This window comes from Saccharopolyspora halophila, assembly GCF_039531955.1.
Lineage (GTDB): Bacteria > Actinomycetota > Actinomycetes > Mycobacteriales > Pseudonocardiaceae > Saccharopolyspora > Saccharopolyspora halophila.
The window spans coordinates 264,427-286,006 of the sequence record NZ_BAAARA010000003.1 but is presented as its reverse complement, the minus strand read 5'-3'; the positions used below and the strand labels follow the sequence as shown (position 1 = coordinate 286,006).

General features: G+C 67.1%; 20 protein-coding genes and 1 pseudogene. 9 read left to right on the top strand and 12 right to left on the bottom strand.

Annotated features, from left to right (window positions below; genetic code table 11):
- Window positions 1-90: 90 nt before the first annotated feature.
- Entirely contained in the window at window positions 91-675 is a 585-nt protein-coding gene (locus ABD289_RS06540; protein ID WP_344127672.1) for a TetR/AcrR family transcriptional regulator, read from the bottom strand.
- A 140-nt stretch (window positions 676-815) separates the two neighbouring features.
- Between ABD289_RS06540 and ABD289_RS06535 the strand changes: the two genes are divergently transcribed.
- The gene (locus ABD289_RS06535; protein ID WP_344127670.1) at window positions 816-2,327 is read left to right on the top strand and encodes an aldehyde dehydrogenase family protein; all 1,512 of its coding nucleotides are present in this window, start codon (window positions 816-818) and stop codon (window positions 2,325-2,327) included.
- Between the two features lie 4 nt (window positions 2,328-2,331).
- Here ABD289_RS06535 and ABD289_RS06530 read toward each other — a convergent pair whose 3' ends face one another.
- The 4 genes and pseudogenes from ABD289_RS06530 to ABD289_RS06515 all read right to left on the bottom strand — a co-directional run bounded on the left by ABD289_RS06530 (window position 2,332) and on the right by ABD289_RS06515 (window position 5,141).
- Window positions 2,332-2,784 carry a uroporphyrinogen decarboxylase/cobalamine-independent methonine synthase family protein gene (locus ABD289_RS06530; protein WP_344127668.1) on the bottom strand — a complete coding sequence of 151 codons (453 nt, stop codon included), beginning with the start codon at window positions 2,782-2,784 and terminating at the stop codon, window positions 2,332-2,334.
- Between the two features lie 37 nt (window positions 2,785-2,821).
- A pseudogene (locus tag ABD289_RS06525) lies at window positions 2,822-3,352 on the bottom strand (5-methyltetrahydropteroyltriglutamate--homocysteine methyltransferase); the annotation flags it as partial.
- A gap of 190 nt (window positions 3,353-3,542) precedes the next feature.
- On the bottom strand, window positions 3,543-4,079 hold the full coding sequence (locus ABD289_RS06520; protein ID WP_344127666.1) for an HD domain-containing protein: 537 nt from the start codon (window positions 4,077-4,079) through the stop codon (window positions 3,543-3,545).
- Window positions 4,080-4,376: 297 nt separating this feature from the next.
- Window positions 4,377-5,141 (bottom strand): hypothetical protein, encoded by a 765-nt coding sequence (locus ABD289_RS06515; protein WP_344127664.1) that lies wholly within the window; start codon window positions 5,139-5,141, stop codon window positions 4,377-4,379.
- A 124-nt stretch (window positions 5,142-5,265) separates the two neighbouring features.
- Between ABD289_RS06515 and ABD289_RS06510 the strand changes: the two genes are divergently transcribed.
- A complete protein-coding gene (locus ABD289_RS06510; protein ID WP_344127662.1) occupies window positions 5,266-6,216 on the top strand; it encodes a NaeI family type II restriction endonuclease in 951 nt (316 codons plus the stop codon).
- On the opposite strand, the gene ABD289_RS06505 is transcribed toward ABD289_RS06510, so the two are convergent.
- A complete protein-coding gene (locus ABD289_RS06505; protein WP_344127660.1) occupies window positions 6,213-7,460 on the bottom strand; it encodes a DNA cytosine methyltransferase in 1,248 nt (415 codons plus the stop codon). The two genes, ABD289_RS06510 and ABD289_RS06505, sit on opposite strands and share 4 nt — an antisense overlap.
- 109 nt (window positions 7,461-7,569) lie before the next feature.
- Here ABD289_RS06505 and ABD289_RS06500 point away from each other — a divergent pair, with 109 nt between their 5' ends.
- A complete protein-coding gene (locus ABD289_RS06500) occupies window positions 7,570-8,070 on the top strand; it encodes a very short patch repair endonuclease (RefSeq protein ID WP_344127659.1) in 501 nt (166 codons plus the stop codon).
- A gap of 80 nt (window positions 8,071-8,150) precedes the next feature.
- Here ABD289_RS06500 and ABD289_RS06495 read toward each other — a convergent pair whose 3' ends face one another.
- On the bottom strand, window positions 8,151-9,107 hold the full coding sequence (locus ABD289_RS06495; RefSeq protein WP_344127657.1) for a nucleoside hydrolase: 957 nt from the start codon (window positions 9,105-9,107) through the stop codon (window positions 8,151-8,153).
- A 98-nt stretch (window positions 9,108-9,205) separates the two neighbouring features.
- Here ABD289_RS06495 and ABD289_RS06490 point away from each other — a divergent pair, with 98 nt between their 5' ends.
- The 3 genes from ABD289_RS06490 (at window position 9,206) to ABD289_RS06480 (ending at window position 11,593) form a co-directional block, all read left to right on the top strand.
- On the top strand, window positions 9,206-9,604 hold the full coding sequence (locus ABD289_RS06490) for a VOC family protein (protein WP_344127655.1): 399 nt from the start codon (window positions 9,206-9,208) through the stop codon (window positions 9,602-9,604).
- Between the two features lie 56 nt (window positions 9,605-9,660).
- The gene (locus ABD289_RS06485; RefSeq protein WP_344127653.1) at window positions 9,661-10,680 is read left to right on the top strand and encodes a peroxidase-related enzyme; all 1,020 of its coding nucleotides are present in this window, start codon (window positions 9,661-9,663) and stop codon (window positions 10,678-10,680) included.
- A gap of 169 nt (window positions 10,681-10,849) precedes the next feature.
- Window positions 10,850-11,593: a dienelactone hydrolase family protein gene (locus ABD289_RS06480; protein WP_344127651.1), complete on the top strand. Its 744-nt coding sequence runs from the start codon at window positions 10,850-10,852 to the stop codon at window positions 11,591-11,593.
- 267 nt (window positions 11,594-11,860) lie between these two features.
- On the opposite strand, the gene dprE2 is transcribed toward ABD289_RS06480, so the two are convergent.
- On the bottom strand, window positions 11,861-12,604 hold the full coding sequence (dprE2, locus tag ABD289_RS06475) for a decaprenylphospho-beta-D-erythro-pentofuranosid-2-ulose 2-reductase (RefSeq protein WP_344127648.1): 744 nt from the start codon (window positions 12,602-12,604) through the stop codon (window positions 11,861-11,863).
- Between the two features lie 134 nt (window positions 12,605-12,738).
- Between dprE2 and ABD289_RS06470 the strand changes: the two genes are divergently transcribed.
- Window positions 12,739-13,548: an SAM-dependent methyltransferase gene (locus tag ABD289_RS06470; RefSeq protein ID WP_344128087.1), complete on the top strand. Its 810-nt coding sequence runs from the start codon at window positions 12,739-12,741 to the stop codon at window positions 13,546-13,548.
- Between the two features lie 110 nt (window positions 13,549-13,658).
- Here the strand turns inward: ABD289_RS06470 and ABD289_RS06465 are convergent, their stop codons facing one another.
- Genes ABD289_RS06465 through ABD289_RS06450 form a run of 4 tightly spaced genes read right to left on the bottom strand, consistent with a single transcriptional unit; the run spans window position 13,659 to window position 18,498 of the window.
- Entirely contained in the window at window positions 13,659-14,285 is a 627-nt protein-coding gene (locus ABD289_RS06465) for a GTP-binding protein (protein ID WP_344127646.1), read from the bottom strand.
- Window positions 14,266-14,838, bottom strand: coding sequence for a DUF742 domain-containing protein (locus tag ABD289_RS06460; RefSeq protein ID WP_344127644.1), 573 nt, complete (start codon window positions 14,836-14,838; stop codon window positions 14,266-14,268). Before ABD289_RS06460 ends, ABD289_RS06465 begins: the two co-directional genes overlap by 20 nt.
- A 7-nt stretch (window positions 14,839-14,845) precedes the next feature.
- Window positions 14,846-15,283 (bottom strand): roadblock/LC7 domain-containing protein, encoded by a 438-nt coding sequence (locus ABD289_RS06455; RefSeq protein WP_344127642.1) that lies wholly within the window; start codon window positions 15,281-15,283, stop codon window positions 14,846-14,848.
- A 53-nt stretch (window positions 15,284-15,336) separates the two neighbouring features.
- Complete coding sequence (locus ABD289_RS06450) at window positions 15,337-18,498, bottom strand: nitrate- and nitrite sensing domain-containing protein (protein WP_344127640.1); 3,162 nt, start codon at window positions 18,496-18,498, stop codon at window positions 15,337-15,339.
- Between the two features lie 703 nt (window positions 18,499-19,201).
- Here ABD289_RS06450 and ABD289_RS06445 point away from each other — a divergent pair.
- Both ABD289_RS06445 and ABD289_RS06440 read left to right on the top strand, forming a co-directional pair.
- Window positions 19,202-19,615 carry a DUF485 domain-containing protein gene (locus ABD289_RS06445; RefSeq protein ID WP_344127638.1) on the top strand — a complete coding sequence of 138 codons (414 nt, stop codon included), beginning with the start codon at window positions 19,202-19,204 and terminating at the stop codon, window positions 19,613-19,615.
- Window positions 19,615-21,213 (top strand): solute symporter family protein, encoded by a 1,599-nt coding sequence (locus tag ABD289_RS06440; RefSeq protein ID WP_344127636.1) that lies wholly within the window; start codon window positions 19,615-19,617, stop codon window positions 21,211-21,213. The genes ABD289_RS06445 and ABD289_RS06440 overlap by 1 nt, the downstream gene beginning before the upstream one ends.
- The last annotated feature ends 367 nt before the right edge of the window (window positions 21,214-21,580 follow it).

Genomic DNA, 21,580 nt, shown 5'->3' with positions numbered 1-21,580 from the left:
AAACCCGGCAATCTCCGCCATTCCGGGCCGCCTCGCCGCTCACGGCGAGTGGCTGGTGACAATATCAACTTCAACGGCTTGGCGGTACCGTCACACCGCAGGAGTCACCCAGCGCCACAAGAACGCGCGGAGCTGCGCACCGTCCCGACCGGGCAGCGGGTCGTTGGCGAACGACAGCAGCACCCGAAGCTGGAACTCCAGGAGTTCGGTGAGCTCGTCACCGGTGTAGCCGAGTGCCTCCCAGTCGACGTCGGTGCGCGCGAAGGCGTACCTGCACGCGTCGAAGACGGTGGCCGAGGTGGCCCCTCGGGAGAACGAGTCGGCCTCCCCGAGGTTGAGGAACAGCCCGAGGTAGGGATCCTTCGGGACCTGCTCGATGGTGTAGGCCATCGACTCGACCACCAGCTCAGCGGCGTCCGAGATGCCCGCGAGGTGTTCGACGAGGCGATCCAGGAAGCTGTTGATCGCCGCGAACCCGACCGCGCTGAACAGCTCCTCGGTGCTCGGGTAGTAGCGGTACACGGTCTGCCGGATGACGCCGAGCTCGGTGGCCACTTCCGACAGGCTGGTCTTGGCCCCACGCCGATCGATGCAGCGCATGGCCGCCGCGATGATCCGCTCCTTGGCCTCCTCGCCGTCGCGCGGTGGCTCCCCGTTCCAGGCCGGTCGCTTCATGGCCCAAGTATCCACTGTGGTCTTGCGCCGGACCATTGCCACCGCCGCGTCATACACCTAGAGTATTTCTGTATGACAGGTCGCGGCAACCGCTGAAGTTCACTGCCGCACAACGCGTTCGGCGACCCAAGGAACCGGATATGGCCATCGTGCAGCCGCTCGACTCCAGCCGCCTCCGCTTGACCAGCCCCGAAGACGGCCGACACCTCGAAGACCTGGACATCGGCACCAAGGACGACGTGGACGCGGCCATCTCCCGAGCCCGCTCCGCGCAGGAGTCCTGGGCCGCGCGACCGGTGGCCGAACGCGCCGCGATCCTGCGCCGCGCGATCGACGTGCTGGTCGACCGCCGCGAGGAGATCGTCGAGCAGGTCCGCGCGGAAACCGGCAAACCGCGGGTGGAAGCGCTGGCCATCGAGGTGCTTCCGGCCTGCGACTTCCTGAACTTCTGGTGCAAGCGCGCACCGAAGGACCTGCGCACCGAGAAACCCCGGCTGCACGGATATCTGCTGCCGATGAAGAAGCTGCGCATCCGGTATCAGCCGCTCGGCGTGGTCGGTGTGATCACCCCGTGGAACGGGCCGTTCGTGCTCTCGCTGAACCCGACGGTGCAGGCGCTGCTGGCGGGCAACTCGGTGGTGCTCAAACCGTCCGAGGTGACGCCGCGCTCCGGCGAGCTGGCGGTCAAGATCCTGCACGAGGCCGGTGTGCCGACCGACGTCGTGCAGGTGGTGCACGGCGACGGGTCGACCGGCGCGGCGCTGGTGGACGGCGCGGTGGACAAGGTCGCCTTCACCGGCAGCGTGGAGACCGGCCGCAAGATCGCGGGCACCTGCGCGGCCAAGCTCACCCCCTACACCCTGGAACTCGGCGGCAAGGACGCGATGATCGTCTGCTCCGACGCCGACGTGGAGCGCGCCGCTGCGGGCGCCGCCTACCTGTCGATGTTCAACACCGGCCAGGTCTGCTTGAGCGTCGAGCGGATCTACGTGGTCGATTCCATCGCCGACGAGTTCATCGCCCGGCTCAAGGAGAAGGCCGCCGAACTGCGCTACAACGCCGACGTGGGCCCGCTGTTCTTCGACCGGCAGGTCGACGTGGTCTCCCGGCACGTGGAGGACGCGCGCAGCAAGGGCGCCGAGGTCCTGGTCGGCGGCTCCCGCGACGAGGGCGAAGGCCTCTACTTCCAGCCCACGGTCGTCGTCGACGCCACCCACGAGATGGACCTGATGACCGAGGAGACCTTCGGCCCGGTCGCCACGGTGATGCGGGTGCGCGACGAGGACGAGGCGGTGCGCATGGCCAACGACTGCAAGTACGGCCTCGGCGGCAGCGTCTTCACCCGGGACAAGGCCAAGGCCGAGCGCATCGCGGGCCGGCTGACCACGGGTTCGGTGATGCACAACGACGCCGCGGTCATCTACGGCGTGCCGGAGGCCCCGTTCGGCGGGCGCAAGAACAGCGGCGTCGGCCAGGTCAACGGCACGCGCTCGCTGCGCGGTTTCACCCACCCGCAACCGATCCTGCTCTCGCGGTTCTCGTCGAAGAAGGAGAGCATCTGGTACCCGTACGGCGAGGACACGGTTCGCAACCTCGACGGCGTGATCCGCTACGGCTTCGGCAACAAGTTCCTCCGCAAGCTGATGTCCTGACCCTTCACAGCTCGCGGCGCAGCAACTCGGCCCCCTTGGCCATCGCGTGCAGCTTGCCCTCGGCGGAGGCGCGCGGCAGGTACTTCATGCCGCAGTCGGTGGCCAAGGTGATGCGCTCCGGCGAGACGTGGCCGAAGGCTCGCCGCGCGCGCTCGGCCACCAGCTCGGGCGCCTCGACCTCCGGTGCGGACAGATCGATGACGCCGAGCACGATGTGCTTGCCCGCGAGGTCTTCGAGCACACCGAGATCGAGCCCGGACTGCGCGGTCTCGATGGAAACCTGCTGCACGCGGCAGTCGGCGAGCTCGGGAAGGAACGAGTAGCCGCTGGGGCGTTCGTGGATGATCGCCGCGTAGCCGAAGCAGATGTGCACCGCGGTCGTCCCGGTGATCCCGCCGAGCGCGGTGTTCAGCGCGGCCAGCCCGTAAGCGCGGGCGGCGTCCGGGCGGGCCTGCATGTAGGGCTCGTCGATCCTGCACGATGTCCGCGCCGGCAGCGAACAGATCGGCGATCTCGGCGTTGACCACCAACGCGTAATCCATCGCGGCGGACTCGGCGTCCGGGTAGTGGTCGTTCTGCGCCTGCTGCGACATGGTGAACGGGCCGGGCACGGTCATCTTGATCGTCCGGTCGGTGCTGGCCCGCAGGAACCGCACGTCTTCGACCTGGATCGGACGCGGCCTGCGGATCGGCCCGGCGATGCGCGGCACCGGATTGGGATGCCCGCTGCGATCCAGCGCGGTTCCGGGGTTGTCCACGTCCACCCCGTCGAGCGCGGTGGCGAAGTGGTTGGAGTACGACTCCCGCCGGACCTCGCCGTCGGTGATGATGTCCAGCCCAGCCCGCTCCTGCACCCGGATCGCCAGCAACGTCGCGTCGTCCTGCGCGGCCGCGAGATGCTCCGGATCGACCCGCCACAGCTCCTCGGCCCGCACCCGAGGCGGGAACCGATCGGCCAACCGCGCCCGATCGATCAACCACTCCGGCTGCGCGTAACTGCCCACCAGCGACGTCGGCAACACCATCGGCACCTCCCGCTCGACAAACGTCCACGGCTGGTGCCCGGGTACCGCCGGTCAAGGCGGGTATCCGCCGGGCGGATACCTCCGGCGCCGCACGGAAGGGCGATGCCCGTCGAAACCAGAACCAGCAGGCCGGTCAGGCTCCACACGCCCCGCCGGAAACCAACCGGACGTGGACGCTCCCCTGCGAATGTCAGCCGACCCGCTCGCGGGTGCGTTCCACCGCGGCCAGCAACTCCCCCGACGCCTCCGCGATGAAGGTAGTCACGAGATGGCCTGGGCCATAACGCTTTTCGATCTCAGCGATCCGCGCCCGCGCTTCCGTCGGCTCGCCGTCGGGAGTGGTCGTCAGATCGCAGCACCAGAGCGCATCCCGCGTGACCGTGCACTCGTCGTCGTAGCCGGCGAGCTCGCCCGCTAGGCCTCGGAGGTCGGCTTCCAGCGCCGCGTACGAGTGATGAGCCACCAGGTGCACGAGCCGCTCCGGCGCGCCGACCTGCTCCAGGTACCGGGCACCATCCAGCGGATGAAACCCGCTCACCGCGAGGTCCGGCGCGTACCCGACGTCATGCAGCACCGCCGCCGCTTCCAGCAACTCGGCGTCCTCACCCACAGCCTCGGCGACTTCCCTCGCCCGCGCAGCCACGCCCTGGACGTGCGCCCACCGCCGCGAAAGCGGCTCCGCCAGCTTCGCGCGGGAGGTTCGGTAAGCCCACTCGAGCAGGGTCAACCCCAACCGTAATGAGGAAGCGGTGCCGACATGTGGCGCCTATCCCTGCAGAAACGCCCGATGCGGCGGAAACATCGACTGCGTGATGAGCGGTCTCACCTTCTGGCAGTCCGCGCCGCCGCTTCAGCTACCTTATGCTCGGCTCCGGGCAGCTGCCAATCAGATCGCAGAAGAGCCCGCGGCGTACGAGCTTGCCCGGTTCCTGAACAGCTTCTGCGGATGAGTATCAGACGCAAGCGACGTAACTTCCTCACGAAATCCCGAGCGACTCATATAACGTGCACAGGCACGTAATCGTCACTGTGTCATCAGACGCAAATCCCCAATCAATACTTCACGCTCGGATTCGGCCAGCCGCCGAGCACGCAAGTACAGTCGCTGCACACTTGATGTTGTCCGACCGTTCTCCAGCCAAGCGAGGAGCTCTTCTTTCTCCGCCTTCTTCATCATGCGGACTTCCGGACGCACCTCGGCGAGAGTTTCAGGATCCGCCACCTCATCACGCACCGAACCGTTGCAGCGTTCGCACTCTGCCTGCAAATCATCGGCGGTCGCCGAGCGATCCAGGCGTTTGCCCGGTATCCGGTGCCCAACAGTGATAACAGCCCTCCGGTCAGGGACGTCAGGGTACGGGTCTGTAGCAACAACACCGCATACGCGACACGTCGACTGGTCACGGCGGATGACCTGAGTACGGAGGCGATCAGAAACATCCGCGCGCCTCGGCCGCGGTTTCCCTGATCCAGGATGCCAACCTACTTCTCCAACTCGATATTCATCGTGAGCGAGCGATCCATCGTCCTTCTGCGACAGGATCTGCCAGTGATCACCACGCAGCTTCCGCAGACGCCTATTCAAATGCTCAGCATCCTCGCCCAGTGCTGCGCGCAGGTCTCGCATGGTAAAAATTTGACCTTCTCTTCGATTGAAGGCCAGCCATGCCGCGATCCGCTGCTCCGCACCAAACCTCCTCCGCGACTTGCCGGGAGCAACCTCAAGCCGCCACCAAAGCTCTCCAGACGGCGCGTACGCCTGCGGAGGATAGTCACCGGAAGCACCCATACGACCGTCTTAGCTGGTTCTCCGCCTGCTCGCAACTACTTTCGGCAAATAGCTTCCCCATGGAGGACAATCAGCTTCAATAAACCACATCCAGGCGTCAGTGCGCTCCCGTAACCTGCCACGCATGACGACACCCATGTTCCAGGACACCGACTCCAAGCTCGCAGCTGTCCAGGCGGAACTTGCCCAGACTGCGTCTTTCAAGGAACGAGCAGCCGGGGCGATCCGCCGCACCTTCGACATGCTTCTCGATGGGGTCAATACCGGGCGGTACCGATGGGAGCAGCTCTACAAGACCGAAAAGACGCACTTCGGAACCCTGGTCGAGATCAACCTGCAGCGAGAGTTCGACTTTCCCGGCGGCGAAAAACTTGACTACTCCATCGCAGGAGTAGAGGTGGACTGCAAATACTCCTACAGCGAATCGTGGATGATACCACCAGAGGCACATGGCGAACTGTGCATGGTGGTAGCAGCAAGCGATCAGGAGAGCACCTGGAGCCTGGGGCTAGTCCGCGCACGCGCTGAATACCTGAACTTCGGCCGCAACCGCGATGGAAAGGCGACGCTAAGCGCTGAAGGACGCGCGAACATCCACTGGCTCTACCGAGACTCCAAGCTTCCTGAAAACATCTTGCTGCACCTGCCACAGACTGACGTCGATGCGATCTTCGCTCCAAAAACAGGACAGCAAAAGGTGAACGAGCTCTTCCGGAGGGCACAGGGGCGAATTGTTCGGCGAGCAGTCATAGCTACGGTAGCCAAACAGCTAGACCCCATGCGACGAGTAAGGAGGGGCGGCGGCAGCCGACGCGACTTGCAGAAAGAAGGGATCGTGATCCTCGGTCACTACGCTGGCCACCAGCGGGTGGTGGCCGCGCTCGACCTACCGCAGCCACGTAACGGCGAGGTGGTTGGGACGAGGATCGTCCAGAAGAAGTCACATCATTCCGGCCGCAGCACGTTCACAGCGGCTGACGGCAAGCAATACGTAGTGGCCCTTCAGGACGATCCGGTAGAACCAGCTCCAGATATTGACCACATCACCAACGAGGCGAAAGCCTCGCAAGCTTAGCTGATCTTGGCTCGGTTCTTTAGGAAGAGCTCATTCCGGGCGTGATCTTCTTGCCCCGTGAACGCCCGGAACTTCCCCAGCCTGTAGGACGTCGTGGAGCTTCCGTTGCGGATCTCCACGTCGAAATCGCGACTGAGGAGGCTGATTCGACGCTCAAGCTCGGGCGCGTCGAGATCTGCACCGATCTCCCTAGACAATTGAGCTTGAGTCATGAAATCACCGCTGCTCCGCAGGGCCTTGTAGATCGGGTCGTGCTCGACAGACTCTCGTTCCGTTCGATCGCCTTCTTGCTTGAAAGCACGGATGATCGCCGAACCGACCGCCGCAGCCACCGGCGGGGGGAAGGCATTACCGACCTGGCGATAGGTCGACGTTTTCTTGCCGGAAAACGTCCAGTCGAACCCCTTCTCATCGACCCAGCCCTGAATCCGCTTCACCATTTCGACGGTGAGCTTCGGCCCAACTTCGAACCGCTCGCCGGGTTCTGGCGGATGATCTTTAATCCCCAGCGCATCGACGCCCATCTCAGCCCACGCACGCTTGGCCCGTGTAGGTCCGAGATCAGCACCTCCATGCTTTTTCGAACCGCCGACGATGGTCGGAGCAATCTTGTCAGCCTTCTTCGCCCATTCGTCGGCACCCTCCCAGCCTCGATGGGCCATGAGGTCCTTCAAGAGTTCGCCAACGGTCCCGGGGTCACCTTCAGGCTCCGGCCAGTGGAAATAGGCGGCGTCCTCCGGTTTGAGCGCTACCAGCACGAACCGAGGCCGCAGCTGAGCAACGCCGTAGTCGGAGGCCTGCAGCAGTCGCCATTCCGCCACATACCCAAGCTCAGCAAGTCGATCCAGTACGTGTTGCCTGTAGCCAGCGAACCTCGGCATGCTCAGTCCTCGGACGTTTTCGAGCATCAGTGCGCGAGGCTGGACTTCATTGACGAGTTCAATTGACCAGGCGAAAAGGTCACGTTCATCCTCGGCCCCGAGCTGCTTTCCCGCGATCGTGAACGGGGGACAAGGTACGCCGCCAGCAAGGAGCGATACGCCTTCAAAGGCTCTTGGATTCCACAACTCGCGATCTGCGACGTCGCCTTCCCTGACGTCCCAGTTCGGGCGGTTCAGGCGCATCGTTTCACACGCGCTTCTGTCGAGCTCGATCGCTAGTTTGTGCTCGAACCCTGCTTTCTCGAGCCCGAGAGCTTGTCCGCCCGCGCCAGCGCAAATCTCAACGACGCCGTAGCTCGACATCTGTCCTCCTCCTTGCAGCTCGGCACGGTGCAGCAGGCCCACTCCCGCCACGCGTTATCTTGCCTTGTACGCGTGAGCTAGCCACCACCGCCTGACAGTTGGTGTGACCGTGCCTGAAAAAGATCTCAACGACGCCCGCGAGCGAGCGCACGCTGCTGGCGTCTATCCGGCTCCGCTGAACGCCGGACGCTCTCGGAACATGCAGGCCAACCGCCGGGCTGACACTAAGCCCGAGGTCAAACTCCGGAAGGCTCTCCACAAACTCGGGTACCGGTACCGCAAGGACTTCCTCCTCCGGCTCGACGCGGGCGTACGCGTCAAACCAGACATCGTCTTCACCAGGCGCAAGGTCGCCGTCTTCGTCGATGGCTGCTTCTGGCACGTCTGCCCCGAGCACGGGCGTCAGCCGACGACGAACGAGTGGTACTGGGCCCCCAAGCTGCGGCGCAACATGGAGCGCGACCGCACAGTGAACGAAGCGCTGCACAGCGCGGGGTGGCGCGTGGTTCGCATTTGGGAGCACGAACTGCTCGACGACGCAGTTGCGCTCGTCGAGGACGCCACCCGGCAGCTGTGCGAACATGGGTTCGACAATAGGAGATTTTCCTGACAAGCGGTGGCCAACTCACCGACGCGGCGACTGTTCGACCACACAATCACCCGACCTAGCGAGCCAGAACCTCTCGACAGCTACCTGACCTCCCGCACCAGATCCGTCTTGGCCTCCAACAACCCCTTCACGTACTCGAAGAACCCCTCCGCGTCCACGTCCTCGACCACCGTGGCGTTGGGTGCCAGGCCGTGGACTCCCCAGGACATGGCCGCGTAGCCGCGGGTGAGTTCGCCCTGGGTTTCCACGTCGACGTGGTAGCTGCCGACGCGCGTGATCAGGTCCGGGTGCAGCAGCAGCGCCGCCGTCAGCGAGTCCGGGTGGGTGGTGCCGTCGATGCCCACGCTTCGGTCGAACTCCAGGGTGGCCGCGCAGGCGCGGGTGAAGAACTCCGACAGCGGGGTGCCGAGGGCTTCGATCTCGTCCAGTTGTGACTGCCCGAAGACCGCGCGCTCCAGCGTCAGCGGGGCCCACGGGATGACCGTGATGTCGAAACCCGCCGCGAAGACCGTCTTGGCCGCCTCCGGGTCGACGTAGAAGTTGAACTCCGCTGCCGCGGTGATGTTGCCGCGTGCGTTGTTGGAGCCGCCCATCACGTACAGCGCTCTGACGTTGTCCGCGAACGCCGGGTCCTTGACCGCCGCGGTGGCGATGTTGGTCAGCGGGCCGATGCAGACGATCGTGAGCTCGCCCGGGTTCTCGGCCGCGAGGCGGATCAGGGCGTCCACCGCGTGCTCCGGATCCGGTTCGCAGCGGTTGAAGTCCATGGTCATGCCGCCGACGCCGTCGCCGTGGACGTTCTCCGCGCTCTCCCACGGGCGCACCAGCGGACGTCGGCAGCCGGGATGGATCGGGACCTCGCCCAGCCTGCCCGCGACGTTGAGCGTCAGGTGCGCGTTGCGGATCTGACGATCGAAGCCGACGTTGCCCGCGACCATGGTGATCGCGCGCAGATCGGCTTCCGGGTCGAGCAGGCCGGCCAGCAGCGCGACGCAGTCGTCCTGGGCGGTATCGGTGTCGATCACCAGCGGGGTCATTTTGTCGGCTCCTTCGAATAGCGTCCGGCGTGCCGGACCGACGATCACCCGCAATACTCGCGCGGCGGACGCACCTACGACCAGCGATGGAGTCCCGGATGACCACGCTCAGCACCTACCTGATGTTCCAGGACGGCAAGGCCGAGGAGGCCATGAACCTCTACATCGACGTGTTCGGCGGTGAGGTCGAATCCGTCAGCCGCTGGGGTTCCGACGGACCCGGTGCGGAGGGAACCGCGCAGCTCGCGGTCTTCACCCTGCAGGGGAGCCGGTTCATGTGCTTCAACTCCCCGCCCATGCACGACTTCGACTTCACGCCGTCGACCTCGACCTTCGTCGACTTCGACGACGAAACCGAGCTGGACCGCGCTTACCAGGTGCTGTCCGAGGACGGTGCGCAGCTGATGCCCCTGGACGACTACGGGTTCAGCAAGAAGTTCGGCTGGGTCAACGACCGGTTCGGGGTCTCCTGGCAGCTCAACCTCCCGCACAGCTGACTGATCACGCGACGCTAAGGTTCCCCGAGCCGTTCTAGCTTGATTGGGAGCCCGATATGACGACCATCAGCGACTACGCAGCCGAGACGCTGTCCGTGCTTCGGCCGGACGTGCGCGAGACCGCCGAGCGGGCCGATGCCGCGGCGCTGCGCCCCGAGGAGCAGACGCTGCTGCCGACCTCGGACCGACTCCGCATCGCGCTGCGAGTCGCGCTGGTCAACGACAACGACGCCTACGCCGACCAACTGGCCGCCGAGCTCGACGACGCTGAGGTGGTCCGGGACGTCGAGCGGTGGGGCGAGCTGGCGGAGCCGACGCAGGCGCTGCTGGCTTACTGCGAGCAGGTCGCGCTGGACCCGGCCGACGTGTCCGCCGACGAGATCGCCGAGCTGCGCGAGCACTTCGCCCCCGCGCAGGTCGTGGCCGCCACCCAGGTCGCGGGCTACGCCAGTTTCCGGGCGCGGCTGCTCGCCGGGCTGCGCCTGGTGGCCGGCTGCGGGGACGGACCGGCGGCCGGGACCGGTGTGGTCATCGAAGCCGGATGCAGTGCCGACGGCGGTGACCTGTCCTCGCCCGAGCAGGCGTTCCCGCAGCTCAAGTGGGTCTCTCGTCTCGGTCTTTCGGACGAGGAGGACCAGTTCGCCGCGACGCTCAAGCTCGACTCGAGCGTGCTCGCGGCTCAGACCGCGCTGCGCGGGGCGATCATGACCGGGCGCGGTTCCCTCGACCGCGCCGACCGGGAGCTGGCCGCGCTGGCGACCTCGCTGATCAACGGCTGCGGCTACTGCTGCGGGGTGCACGGGCGCCGCCAGGTCGAGCTCTCCGGTGACAGGCTGACCGCCGTGGTCCTCGCCGAGGCCGGTCCCGCCGCGATCGCCGATCCGCAGCTGCGCGCCGTCGTGGACGCCGCGGGCAAGCTCGCCCACACGCCCGCCGCGCTCACCGCGCCCGAGGTCCGCCGGCTGCACCAGGCCGGTCTGGACGCCGACGACGTGCACGACCTGGTCGCCGTGGCCGCCATGTTCGCCTGGGACAACCGCCTGATCATGGCCCTGGGCAACGCCGTGCGCCCCTGACGCGCCGCCCCGGTCCGTTCGCGCGATCGTTCGTGCTGAGCAGGACCGATGGGGCGGCGTTCCGCCCGGCGATCACGGGGCCTCCGAGCGACAGTGGGAAAAACGCGACCTGGTGTCGCGATTCCGCCGACGGGGTAGTCGGTGCGCGCGGATCCTCTAGGAGGCACAGATGGCTCAACTCACCACCGAGCCGATGACCGTGAAGACTCCGGCTGGGGATCTCGAAGGAGATCTCGTCATGCCGCCGCCTGCCCGGGCGGTGGTCTTGTTCGCGCACGGCTCCGGCAGCTCCCGGCGCAGCCCGCGCAACCGGGCCGTCGCCGAAGCACTGCAGAACTCCGGGTTCGGCACCCTGCTGCTGGACATGCTCACACCCGATGAAGCCCGGTTCGACGCGCGCACGCAGGAACTGCGCTTCGACATCGAACTGCTGGCCAACCGCCTCGTTCCCGCGATCGACCAGCTCGCCGAGTGGGATGCCACCCGCGGGATGCCGGTCGGCCTGTTCGGGGCCAGCACCGGTGCCGCGGCCGCGCTGAAGGCCGCCGGTCGCAGGCCGCAGCGGGTCTCGGCCGTGGTGTCCCGGGGCGGTCGGCCCGACCTCGGCGGGGACGGCCTGGACCAGGTGCAGTCGCCGACGCTGCTGATCGTGGGCGGCAACGACCGGGAGGTGCTCAACCTCAACCGGCAGGCGGCTTCGCTGCTGACTGCGCTGCCGCTGACCGATGTGAAGATAGAGATCGTCCAGCACGCGGGGCACCTGTTCGAAGAGCACGGGGCGCTGGAGAAGGTCTCCGAGCTGGCCGGGTCGTGGTTCTGCAAGCACCTCGGTGCCGGGACCGAACGCCCGACCGGACCCGACGGCGGCCACTTCAAGCCGCCGGAACCCAGGCGACGGCCACCCAAGATGTAGCAGAGCGGGGGCCTCGGCACCGAAATCCCTGGTGACCAAGGCCCTCTCCGGCCCGCCCCCACACCTGCACCCCGATTTCCCTGGAAATCTGGGTGCGGAATTCCCTGGAATTCGGGGGTGCGTTTTCGAGGGTTTTGGAGGTTTCGCCTGGTGTGGGCTCGGGTGCGGGTGTGTCGAGGCCGTGTCGGGGGTGGGGTGTTGGTGCGGACCGCGGGGCCCTCTGGGGTCGGGAGCCTTTGGTGAGGGCTAATGGAGTGGGGTTCTTGGTCAGCGGGGCATTCGTCGCCAGATGGGTTGGGGGACGAAGCGCATCGCGGCGAAGACCCAGCGCAGGATGCCGGGCACCCACACCGTGCGGCGCCCCTTGCGGACCGCGGCGGCGGTGGCGTCGGCGACCTGATCCGGGGTGCTCGACCACGGCGCCGGGGACATGCCCTGGGTCATCCGGCCGATGACGAACCCCGGGCGGATGATCGACAGACCCACCCCGGAGCCGACCAGCGCGTCGGCCATGCCGTTGGCGAAGCCGTCGAGGCCCGCCTTGGCGGAGCCGTAGACGTAGTTGGCGCGGCGCACCCGCACGCCCGCGACCGAGGAGAAGACCACGATCCGGCCGCTGCCCTGCTCGCGGAGCAGATTGGCCAGGTGAGTCAGCACGCTGACGTGGGCGGTGTAGTCGATGTGCACCACGTCCACCGCGTGGGCGGCATCGGCCTCGGCGCGCTCCTGGTCGCCGAGGATGCCGAACGAGATCACCGCCGCGGCGATCGGCCCGTGCCGGGTGACCAGGTCGCGCAGCAGCGCACCGTGGGTGTCCAGCTCGGCCGCGTCGAACTCGGCGCGCACCACCTCGGTCGCGCCCGCCTGCCGCACCGCGGCTTCCTCCGCGTCGAGGTCGCCGGAGCGCCGCGCCGCCAAGATCACCTTGCCGTTGCCGTGCCGCGCAAGGCGTTCGGCCACCGCCACGCCGATCTCGCTCCGGCCACCGAGGATCAGAACCGCTCCGCTCACGATCGCAATCCTGCCATCACCACTACGTCGACCGGATCACCGCACGGCCTGCCGACGGATGTTTACCGGCCGCACCGCCGGGAATACTCTTGACGCTGATCGTTTATCCCGGAATCCGAGCGGACGAACTCGACATGGCGAACGCCCAGCCCCCGCAGATCGACACCAGCAAGCCCAGCATCGCGCGGGTTTACGACGCCTTCGTCGGCGGCAAGGACAACTTCGAAGTCGATCGCGAGGTCCTGCGCACCATCCAGCAGATGGTTCCGGAGGCGATCACCGTCGGCAAGCAGTGCCGCGCCTGGCTGATCCGCGTCGTGCGGTTCATGGCGGGCAACGCGGGAATCGACCAGTTCCTCGACCTCGGTTCCGGCTTGCCGACCGCGGAGAACACCCATCAGGCGGCGCAGCGCATCATCCCCAGCGCCAACGTCGTCTACGTCGACAACGACCCGTCGGTGGCAGCGCATGGCCGCGCGCTGCTTGAGGAGAACGACCACACCCACTTCGCGGTCGCCGACCTGCGCGATCCCGATGCCGTGATCGCCGAGGCCCGGCGCCACCTCGACCTGGACCGGCCGATCGGGCTGATTCACAGCAACACGCTGCACCACGTCACCGGCGAGGAGAAGCCGCAGGCGATCGTGCACGCGTACCTCGACGCGGTCGCGCCCGGCTCGTACCTGGCGCTCTCGCACCTGTTCAACCCGGCCGACGGCAGCGAGAGCGCGCAGCTGGCCGAGGAATCCGAGCAGAAGTTCAACTCGATGATGGGCAGCTGCTACTACCGCACCCGCGAGGACATCGCCGCGATGTTCGACGGCCTGGAGATGATCGAACCCGGCCTGGTGCACCTCTTCGAGTGGTGGCCCGACGGTCCCCGCCTGACCACCCCGTCGAACGGCGAGTACACGCTGCTGGGCGGAGTGGGCCGCAAGAACTGAGCTCTCGAGCTCTCGGGGCCCGCAGGTGTTCCCGACCGGTACTCGCCGGGTCCGGCGAGTTGAAGGCGAAAGGGACGCTTCCCTCGGGAGGCGTCCCCCTTCGCGTCGGATCACATGCCCTGGCGCTGCGTCCAGTGCCGCATGGCGTGCTCGACGAGGCCGATCAGCGTGCGCTTCGTCGACTCGCGATCCCGGGCGTCGACCGGTCCGATCGGCACCTCGGGTCCGATCGCCATGGCCTCCCGGACCTGCTCGATCGAGTGCAGCATCTGCCCGTCGAACAGGTTGACACCCACCAGGTAGGGCAACCCGCGGTCCTCGAAGAAGTCGATCGCGGAGAACGAGTCGGCCAGCCTGCGGGTGTCGACGAGCACCACCGCACCGATCGCGCCTCGGACGAGGTCGTCCCACATGAACCAGAACCGCTGCTGCCCGGGCGTGCCGAACAGGTAGAGGATCAGGTCATCGGCCAGCGAGATGCGGCCGAAGTCCATGGCGACGGTCGTGGTGGTCTTGTCCGGGGTGTTGTCGAGATCGTCGACCCCCCGGGAAGCCTCCGTCATGACCGCTTCGGTGGTCAGCGGAACAATCTCCGAGACCGACCCGACGAACGTAGTCTTACCCACACCGAAACCGCCCGCGACGACGATCTTCGCCGACGTCGAGCTGGTGCCACCCCGGTTGGCGGCCTGCGGCGTCGAGCCGGCCTGGGGCGCGCTATAGCCGACGGAGTCCACTCAAAACCCTTTCCATCAACATCATGTGTGGTGCGCTGCCGCTTTCGCTCACCGTCTGGTGAACGGTGATCAATCCCAGTTCGGCCATGTCCGCCAGCAGCACGCGAGCGACCCCGATCGGAACCGAGAGCAGCGCCCCCACCTCGGCGACCGAACGGGGTTGTTGGCACAGTTCGGCGATCGACTGGTGCTCCAGTCGGACCGGTGCGCCAGGCCGGTAGTTCTCGCCGACCGAGACCAGCGTCTCGATCGCCAGGTCGTAGTTGGACCTCGTCCGGCCACCGGTCCAGGTGTACGACCGGACGCTCGACGCGGCGGGAGCCTGCTCCACCACGTCGGCCGGGTCCTCCGACTGCGCACGCTGGCGGATCCGCTCGTGCGGATCCGGCTCCGATTCCGGTCGGTGCTGCGGCTGCTCGACCGGTTCGGTATCCGGCTCGCGACGCTTGCCGCGCTTGCCGAACGTGAACCCGTTGACGACGTCAGCGAAGCTGTCGTCGCCCGAGTTGCCCCGTCTTCGGTCCCGCCGTGGGTATTCCGAGCGTCTGCTCATCGTTCCCTCACACCAATTGGCCCGAGACGGAGTTATTGCCCTGCTGCAACTGGTTGCGGATCTCCGGCGTCAGCATCTGACCGACCCGCTCCACCAGCATGGTCATCTCGTAAGCGATCAGACCCATGTCGCACTGCGGCGCCGCGAGCACCGTCAAGCAGGACCCGTCGCTGATACCCATCTGCAACAGGGTGCCACGGTCCATTTCCACTATGGTCTGAATTACTTCACCGGCCTCGAAGCACTTCGCCGAACCCTGGGTCAGGCTCAGCAGTCCCGAGGAAACCGCAGCGAGCTGATCAGCGCGGTCGCGGGGCAGCGTGGCCGAAGCGGTCAGCACCATCCCGTCGGCCGAGACCACGATCGCGTGCGCCACTCCGGCCACGCGCTCGGTGAAGTCCGTGATCAGCCAGCCGAACCTGCGAGAAATAGTCTGTGCGCTCATGCAACCTCCTGTTCGTTGCCGAGGTGATCACGTGTTCGCGACTGCATCCATGATCACTCCCCGTCCATCCGGTGACGACCACGGCTGATTCCGCCCTGGAAATCGGAGAGCCGGCTCCGCAGCGCATCGGCGTCCCGCTGGAAACGCCCCTGCTGTTGCTGCGACTGCTGCTCATTGCTGGACACACTTCCCGGCACCAGGTTCGCCTTGGGGGTTCGGCGAGGTAGCCCGGCAGTGGTGAACTCGGTGGACGGGTCCGACGCGGATTCGGTGACCTCACGGGCCTTCTCCGCGGCGAAGTCCCAAGCCTGCGCCTCCGGGGTCTGCGGAATCCAGGGTTCGGGCTCGGCGGCCCGTTCCGCGGCGGCGGCCGACGGCCAACCGGCGGCCGACTCGTCGGCGATGCTGGCGTCGTCGAACCGGATCCCGTTGTGCGCGAGCTGGTTGCTGATGTCCTCCGGGCTGCGCGAGGCGTTCCCGGCGGACAGCGCGTCCGCGTTGCTCGGCGGGGGCACCGAGCTCGCCTGCGATTCGGACGGGGCACCGGCGTCCCCGAGCGGATCCTGCTGCTCGGCCCCGCGGCGCGGCTTGCGCTGCGGCAAGCCGGAGGAGGTCAGCGGCGGTTCCGAGGACTCGTCGCCATCGCTACCGGACAGCCCGAGCGGGTCCTCGTTGTCCGGCCAGCTGAACTCACCGGTCTGCGCGGCAGCGTTCTCGCTGGCGGGCATGAACCACTGGGTGGCCAGATCGTTGCGCGGCGGCTCCGGAGCCGGCGGCGGCTCCTCGGCAACCTGCGGCCAGCCGTTCCCGGTCTCGCCGAGATCGCCGAGCAGGCCGTTGGGGTGCTGAGCCGTCTCGGCATCGGCGAATCCCGCCGGGCTGAAGAAGCCCCCGGAGTCCTCGCCGGCACCGTTGGCGGGCTCGCCGCTCGCCGGGGCGAAGAAGTCCGTGGCCTCCCCGCCGTCGAACAGGCCCGGCGGCGGTTCCGGCGGGTTCTCGCTCGGCGTGGCCGGCTCGAACAGGCTCGCGGGTTCCGGCGGCTGGTAGTCCTGCTGCTGGTCCTGCTGCGGCCGGAAGTCCGGTGGCAGCTGGAAGTCCTGCGACAGCTGGAAGTCCTGCTGCGCGGAGTACTGCGGCTCGTGCGCCTGCCAGGCGGAGTCCTGCGCCATCGGTGCGGGGCGCTCGCCCCGGCGCGGCAGCCCGCCGGAGGTCTGCATCGCCTCGTTGTGGTGATGCGAGTGCCCGTTGCGCTGCGTCGGCTGGGCCGCCGCGTTCAGCGGCTGCTGCTGGGCGGGCGCGGACACGATGTGCTCGGACGGGATGAGGACCGTGGCGCGCACGCCCTCCACGTCCGGGCCGCCGTGCAGCTCGACGCTGATGCCGTGCCGCGCGGCCAGGCGGCCCGCCACGAACAGACCCATGCGACGCGAGGTCGCCATGTCGTCATCGGTGACCTGGGCGAGTCGCTGGTTGGCCTCGAACAGCTCCTCGTTGCCCATGCCGATGCCGTGGTCGAGCACGTCGAGGACCATCGTGCCGTCACCGGACTGGTAGGCCGATACGGTCACCGAGGTGTCCGGCGCGGAGAAGTTCGCCGCGTTGTCCAGCAGCTCGGCGACCAGGCGCACCAGGTCGGAGGCGGTGTTGCCGCGCAGCTTCGCCGCGGGCGGCGGCTGCACCATCACGCGCGGGTACTGCTCGATCTCGGAGACCGCGGCGCGCAGCACGTCGGTCAGCTCGGTGGGCTGCACGAAGCGCCGCGCCAGGTCCGAGCCCGACAGCACCATCAGGTTCTCGTTGTTCCGGCGCATTCGCGTCGCGAGGTGGTCGAGCTGGAACAGGCGGGACAGCTGGTCCGGGTCCTCCTCGTCCTGCTCGAGCTCCTCGAACAGGCGCAGCTGGCGCTCCAGCAGGGCTTGGCTTCGCCGGGAGACGCTGACGAACGCCTCGGAGTAGCCGCGCCGCAGGTCTGCCTGCTCCACGGCCAGGTGCAGCGCCTGCGTGTTCACCTGGTCGAACGCGCGGGCCACCTGGCCCACCTCTTCGCTGGTGTCCACCGGCAGCGGCGGCACCTCGGCCTCGGCGCCCTTGCCCTGCCGCACCGCGGAGACCGCTTCCGGCAGGTCGTACTCGGCCGCGTCGAGCGCGCCGATCCGGAGCGCGCGAAGCGAGGCGAGCAGCTGGCGCGAGATCGCGATGATCATCGCCGCGGCGGCGATCAGCGCTGCCAGCAGCAGCACCGAGTCCCAGCCCGCCGAATCGCTGGCGTCGTCGGCGAGGTCCGAGGCGATGCTGCGGACGTCGTTGGCGACGACCTCGCGACCGCGGTCGATGGTCGCGACCGAGCCTTCGCTGGCCTCGTTCCACGACGCGCGGTCGACCGAGTAGCTGCCGCTGTGCACGTCGTCCGTGCTCTCCTCGATCAGCTTGGCCAGCATCATGTTGCGCTGGACGATCGAGGGGACCTTGAGCTGCTGGTCCAAGTACTGCTGCCAGTTCTGGGCCACGCTCGAACGAGCGTCGTTGATCTTGGACAGCAGCCGGGCGCGCGAGCCGGTCAGCTGCTGCAGCACCTGCTGGTTCAGCTCGCCCGAGCTGAGGCCGGTCAGCACCAGGGCCTGCTGGAGGCGGACCTCCTCGCTCAGCGCCAGCAGGTCCTGCAGCGCGCTCGCGGTGCTGGAGATCCGGGGGTCGGCCACGGAGCTGACCAGCGCGCGGTCCAGCGACAGCGCCTGCTGGACGACCTGGCTGTAACCGCCGACGAGCGTGGTCGCGTCGACCGCACCCGCAGCGGCGCCCTGGCGCAGCTTGGACACCGTGTCCATCGCCTTGCGGACCTCGTCGTAGCGGTCGGTCACGACGTTGGTGAAGGCGTCCCGGTTCGCGTTGATGGCCCTGCGAAGATCCTCCGCGGCCTGGTCCGTCTTGGCCGTCTGCTCCTTGAGGGCTGCGGCGTCGCCATCACCGGTCAGCAGCTCGACGGCCATGTTGCGCTCGAGCTGCAACCCTTCGGTGAGCGGCTGGATCTTGTGCTCGGTGTCCAGAACCGTCGCGACCCGGCCGTACTCGTCGGCCTGCTCGACCTGCCAGCGAATCTGGCCGACACCGAGCGTAATCGCGAAGATGACCGGGACCAGCACGACGGCGGTCAACTTGGTCAGCAGCGACCAGTTGCGCCACTGCAGCTTCGAGGCGCCTGCCTTGTCCCCGCTCACGAGCTGACTCCCGTCCTGCTCCCGTGCAGGTCACCCAGTGTCTGGACCCTCTCGGGCGAACAATGCGTTGAAGAACGGCGCATGCGTGCGGTCCCGCAATCGTCGTCTTGGCTGTCAGGGGTGAAAGGTGGCCGATAACGGGCTGTCGGTAACCGGTGACTCTTTGTGAAACACAAACTTCGAGTCGTCAGCGCATCGGCACTCAGCGTCACCAATGGCGCACCCGGATCATACATTCCGGACACTGGTACCGAACCGTAACCTTTCCCGTTCAACGTCTACCTCTCAGTGCCCCAGCACTATAAGCCCCTGGCGTCCGGAAAGCACCGGGGGCTTTTTCGCATTCGACTAGGCCAAACAGGCCAGATCACTCGCCGTGTCCGTCCAGTCTCGAGAGAACGCGACACAATTTCACTCGATCAGCCCAAACGGAGGTCTCAAATCCGTCTACGACCTGCGGAAACGGCCAGGTCACGGTGTCGGATCCGATCACACCGGGGAGACCGCGCCGTGTCTACTGGGTGGTAACACAGCGTCGTCAGCCCGGCGACCTGCGATTGCGGCGCACACCCCACCCACCCCGAAAACAGCTGGGGAGGTGGCACTGGCCACACTGTGGCGGGTGCTAGAGAAGTGGTAAGAATTCCCCGCCTCCGCCAGCTCGGCGACCCGGCGGGCCCACCGCGAAGTCCAGGAAGGATCCATGAGCAACGCACCGCAATCGGCGCTGCGCGGGTCCCCCCGCGCGCCCGGAAATCAACGTGCGGAGTTCGGCGGAATCGAGAAGAGCGCAGTTCGCACCACTGCTGAGCGACCCGATTTCACGACTATCCAGCACAGTCCTGAATTCCGCGCACTGCGCAGTCGTCTTAAATGGTTCGTATTTCCCGCAACGGCGTTTTTCCTGATCTGGTACGTCGGCTACGTCATCGCGGCGGCGTACTTCCCGGAATTCATGGCGAAGCAGGTCTGGGGCGAGGTCAACATCGGACTGCTGATGGGACTGGGTCAGTTCGCGACCACCCTGGCGTTGACGTCCCTCTACGTCCGGTTCGCCCGACGCACCGTCGACCCGCGCGTCGACCGAATCCGTGAGCAAGCCGGAGAAGACGACTGATGATCTCAGCCCAATCGACCGTCATCCCCGAAGACACCGTGCTGGTCAACACCGGTGTGTTCGCCGCCTTCGTGCTCATCACGCTGCTGATCGTCTACCGCGTCGGCAGCCGCGGCAGCACCAGCGACTTCTTCGTCGCGGGCAGCTCGTTCAGCGGCGTGCAGAACGGCGTGGCGCTCTCCGGTGACTACTTGTCGGCAGCATCCTTCCTGGGCATCGCGGGTGCTATCGCCATCTACGGCTACGACGGCTTCCTCTACTCGATCGGCTTCCTGGTCGCCTGGCTGATCAACCTGCTGCTGCTGGCCGAGCGGACGCGCAACACCGGTCGCTTCACGATGGGCGACGTGCTCGCCTTCCGGATGAAGCAGCGGCCGGTCCGGGCGGCCGCCTCGATCTCCACCCTGGCGATCACGATCATGTACATGATCGCCCAGGTCGCGGGTGCGGGTGGTCTGGTCGCGCTGCTGCTCGACGTGCACGGCCAACTCGGCCAGGCCGCGGTGATCGCGGGCGTCGGCGTGGTCATGATGATCTACGTGCTGGTCGGCGGCATGAAGGGCACCACCTGGGTGCAGATCGTCAAGGCCGTCCTGCTGCTGCTGTCCGTCCTGCTGATCACGATCTTCCTGATGGGCAAGTTCAGCTACAGCTTCTCCGGACTGCTCGACGCCGCGGCCGCCGGCAACGAGCACGGTCGCGACATCTTCGCCCCCGGTGTGAAGTACGGCACCGACGCGGTCAGCAAGCTGGACTTCATCTCGCTGTCGATGGCGCTGGTGCTGGGCGTCGGCGGCCTGCCGCACGTGCTGATGCGCTTCTACACCGTGCCCACGGCCCGGGAGGCGCGCCGCTCGGTGGTCTGGGCGACCTGGGTGATGGCGATCTTCTACCTGTGCACCCTGGTCATCGGCTACGGGGCCAGCGCGATGGTGGGCCACGAGGCGATCATGGCCGCGCCCGGCGCGGAGAACTCCGCGGCGCCGCTGCTGGCCTACGAGATCGGCGGCACGGTCTTCCTGGGCATCGTCGCCGCCGTCGCCTTCGCGACGATCCTGGCGGTGGTCGCCGGGCTGACGCTGACCGCCTCGGCGTCGTTCGCGCACGACGTCTACGCCAGCGTGATCCGCGACGGCAACGCCGACGGTGACCAGGTGGTTCGGGTCGCCCGGATCACGGCGATGGGCATCGGCGTCACCTCCATCCTGGGCGGCATCCTGGTGATGGGTCAGAACGTGGCGTTCCTGGTCTCGCTGGCGTTCGCCTTCGCGGCCTCGGCGAACCTGTCCACGCTGCTCTACACGCTGTTCTGGAAGCGGTTCAACACCACCGGCACGCTGTGGGGCATGTACAGCGGCTTGGCCTCGGCCCTGCTGCTGGTGATCTTCTCGCCGGTCGTCTCCGGATCCGAGGGGTCGATCTTCCCGAGCGTCGACTTCGCGTTCTTCCCGCTGAGCAACCCCGGCATCGCGTCCATCCCGATCTCGTTCCTCTTCGGCGTGATCGGGACCTTCTTCGGCAGGGCCGAGCCGGACCGCGAGCGGGCCGCCGAGATGGAGGTCCGCTCGCTGACGGGCATGGGCTCGCGGGGTCGCTGAGGGGTCCGCGCGGTATGCGGCGGAGCCGCGCGCGGTGCGGGACTCGACCCGCGCCGCCGCGGGTTCCGCCGCCCGCGCTGCCACGCAAGCCCCACGCTGAAACATCTCCTGAGTTCGGTTCGTCGATCGAAGGCGCCGGTGCGATCCGTGATCGCACCGGCGCCTTCGTCGTTGCGCAGCGCGTCGATCTCACCGCCGCGTTCACCCACAGGTGCCAGCCAAGAGCCCGGTGGATAGCGGTACGTCACCGGGTTTTGTGCTCAGCCCGCACGAAGTTGATCTACCCAATCGGATACTGACATCTGCGCCCCGACGGTCCATAAACTGGAAACCGTCCCGCATCTAGGTCTCTTCGCCAGGCACCACA

Coding starts and splice junctions, on each gene's coding strand:
- ABD289_RS06540 (WP_344127672.1), bottom strand. CDS start 675: ATGAAGCGACCGGCCTGGAACGGGGAGCCACCGCGCGACGGCGAGGAG.
- ABD289_RS06535 (WP_344127670.1), top strand. CDS start 816: ATGGCCATCGTGCAGCCGCTCGACTCCAGCCGCCTCCGCTTGACCAGC.
- ABD289_RS06530 (WP_344127668.1), bottom strand. CDS start 2,784: ATGCAGGCCCGCCCGGACGCCGCCCGCGCTTACGGGCTGGCCGCGCTG.
- ABD289_RS06515 (WP_344127664.1), bottom strand. CDS start 5,141: ATGGGTGCTTCCGGTGACTATCCTCCGCAGGCGTACGCGCCGTCTGGA.
- ABD289_RS06510 (WP_344127662.1), top strand. CDS start 5,266: ATGACGACACCCATGTTCCAGGACACCGACTCCAAGCTCGCAGCTGTC.
- ABD289_RS06505 (WP_344127660.1), bottom strand. CDS start 7,460: ATGTCGAGCTACGGCGTCGTTGAGATTTGCGCTGGCGCGGGCGGACAA.
- ABD289_RS06495 (WP_344127657.1), bottom strand. CDS start 9,107: ATGACCCCGCTGGTGATCGACACCGATACCGCCCAGGACGACTGCGTC.
- ABD289_RS06490 (WP_344127655.1), top strand. CDS start 9,206: ATGACCACGCTCAGCACCTACCTGATGTTCCAGGACGGCAAGGCCGAG.
- ABD289_RS06485 (WP_344127653.1), top strand. CDS start 9,661: ATGACGACCATCAGCGACTACGCAGCCGAGACGCTGTCCGTGCTTCGG.
- ABD289_RS06480 (WP_344127651.1), top strand. CDS start 10,850: ATGGCTCAACTCACCACCGAGCCGATGACCGTGAAGACTCCGGCTGGG.
- ABD289_RS06470 (WP_344128087.1), top strand. CDS start 12,739: ATGGCGAACGCCCAGCCCCCGCAGATCGACACCAGCAAGCCCAGCATC.
- ABD289_RS06460 (WP_344127644.1), bottom strand. CDS start 14,838: ATGAGCAGACGCTCGGAATACCCACGGCGGGACCGAAGACGGGGCAAC.
- ABD289_RS06455 (WP_344127642.1), bottom strand. CDS start 15,283: ATGAGCGCACAGACTATTTCTCGCAGGTTCGGCTGGCTGATCACGGAC.
- ABD289_RS06445 (WP_344127638.1), top strand. CDS start 19,202: ATGAGCAACGCACCGCAATCGGCGCTGCGCGGGTCCCCCCGCGCGCCC.
- ABD289_RS06440 (WP_344127636.1), top strand. CDS start 19,615: ATGATCTCAGCCCAATCGACCGTCATCCCCGAAGACACCGTGCTGGTC.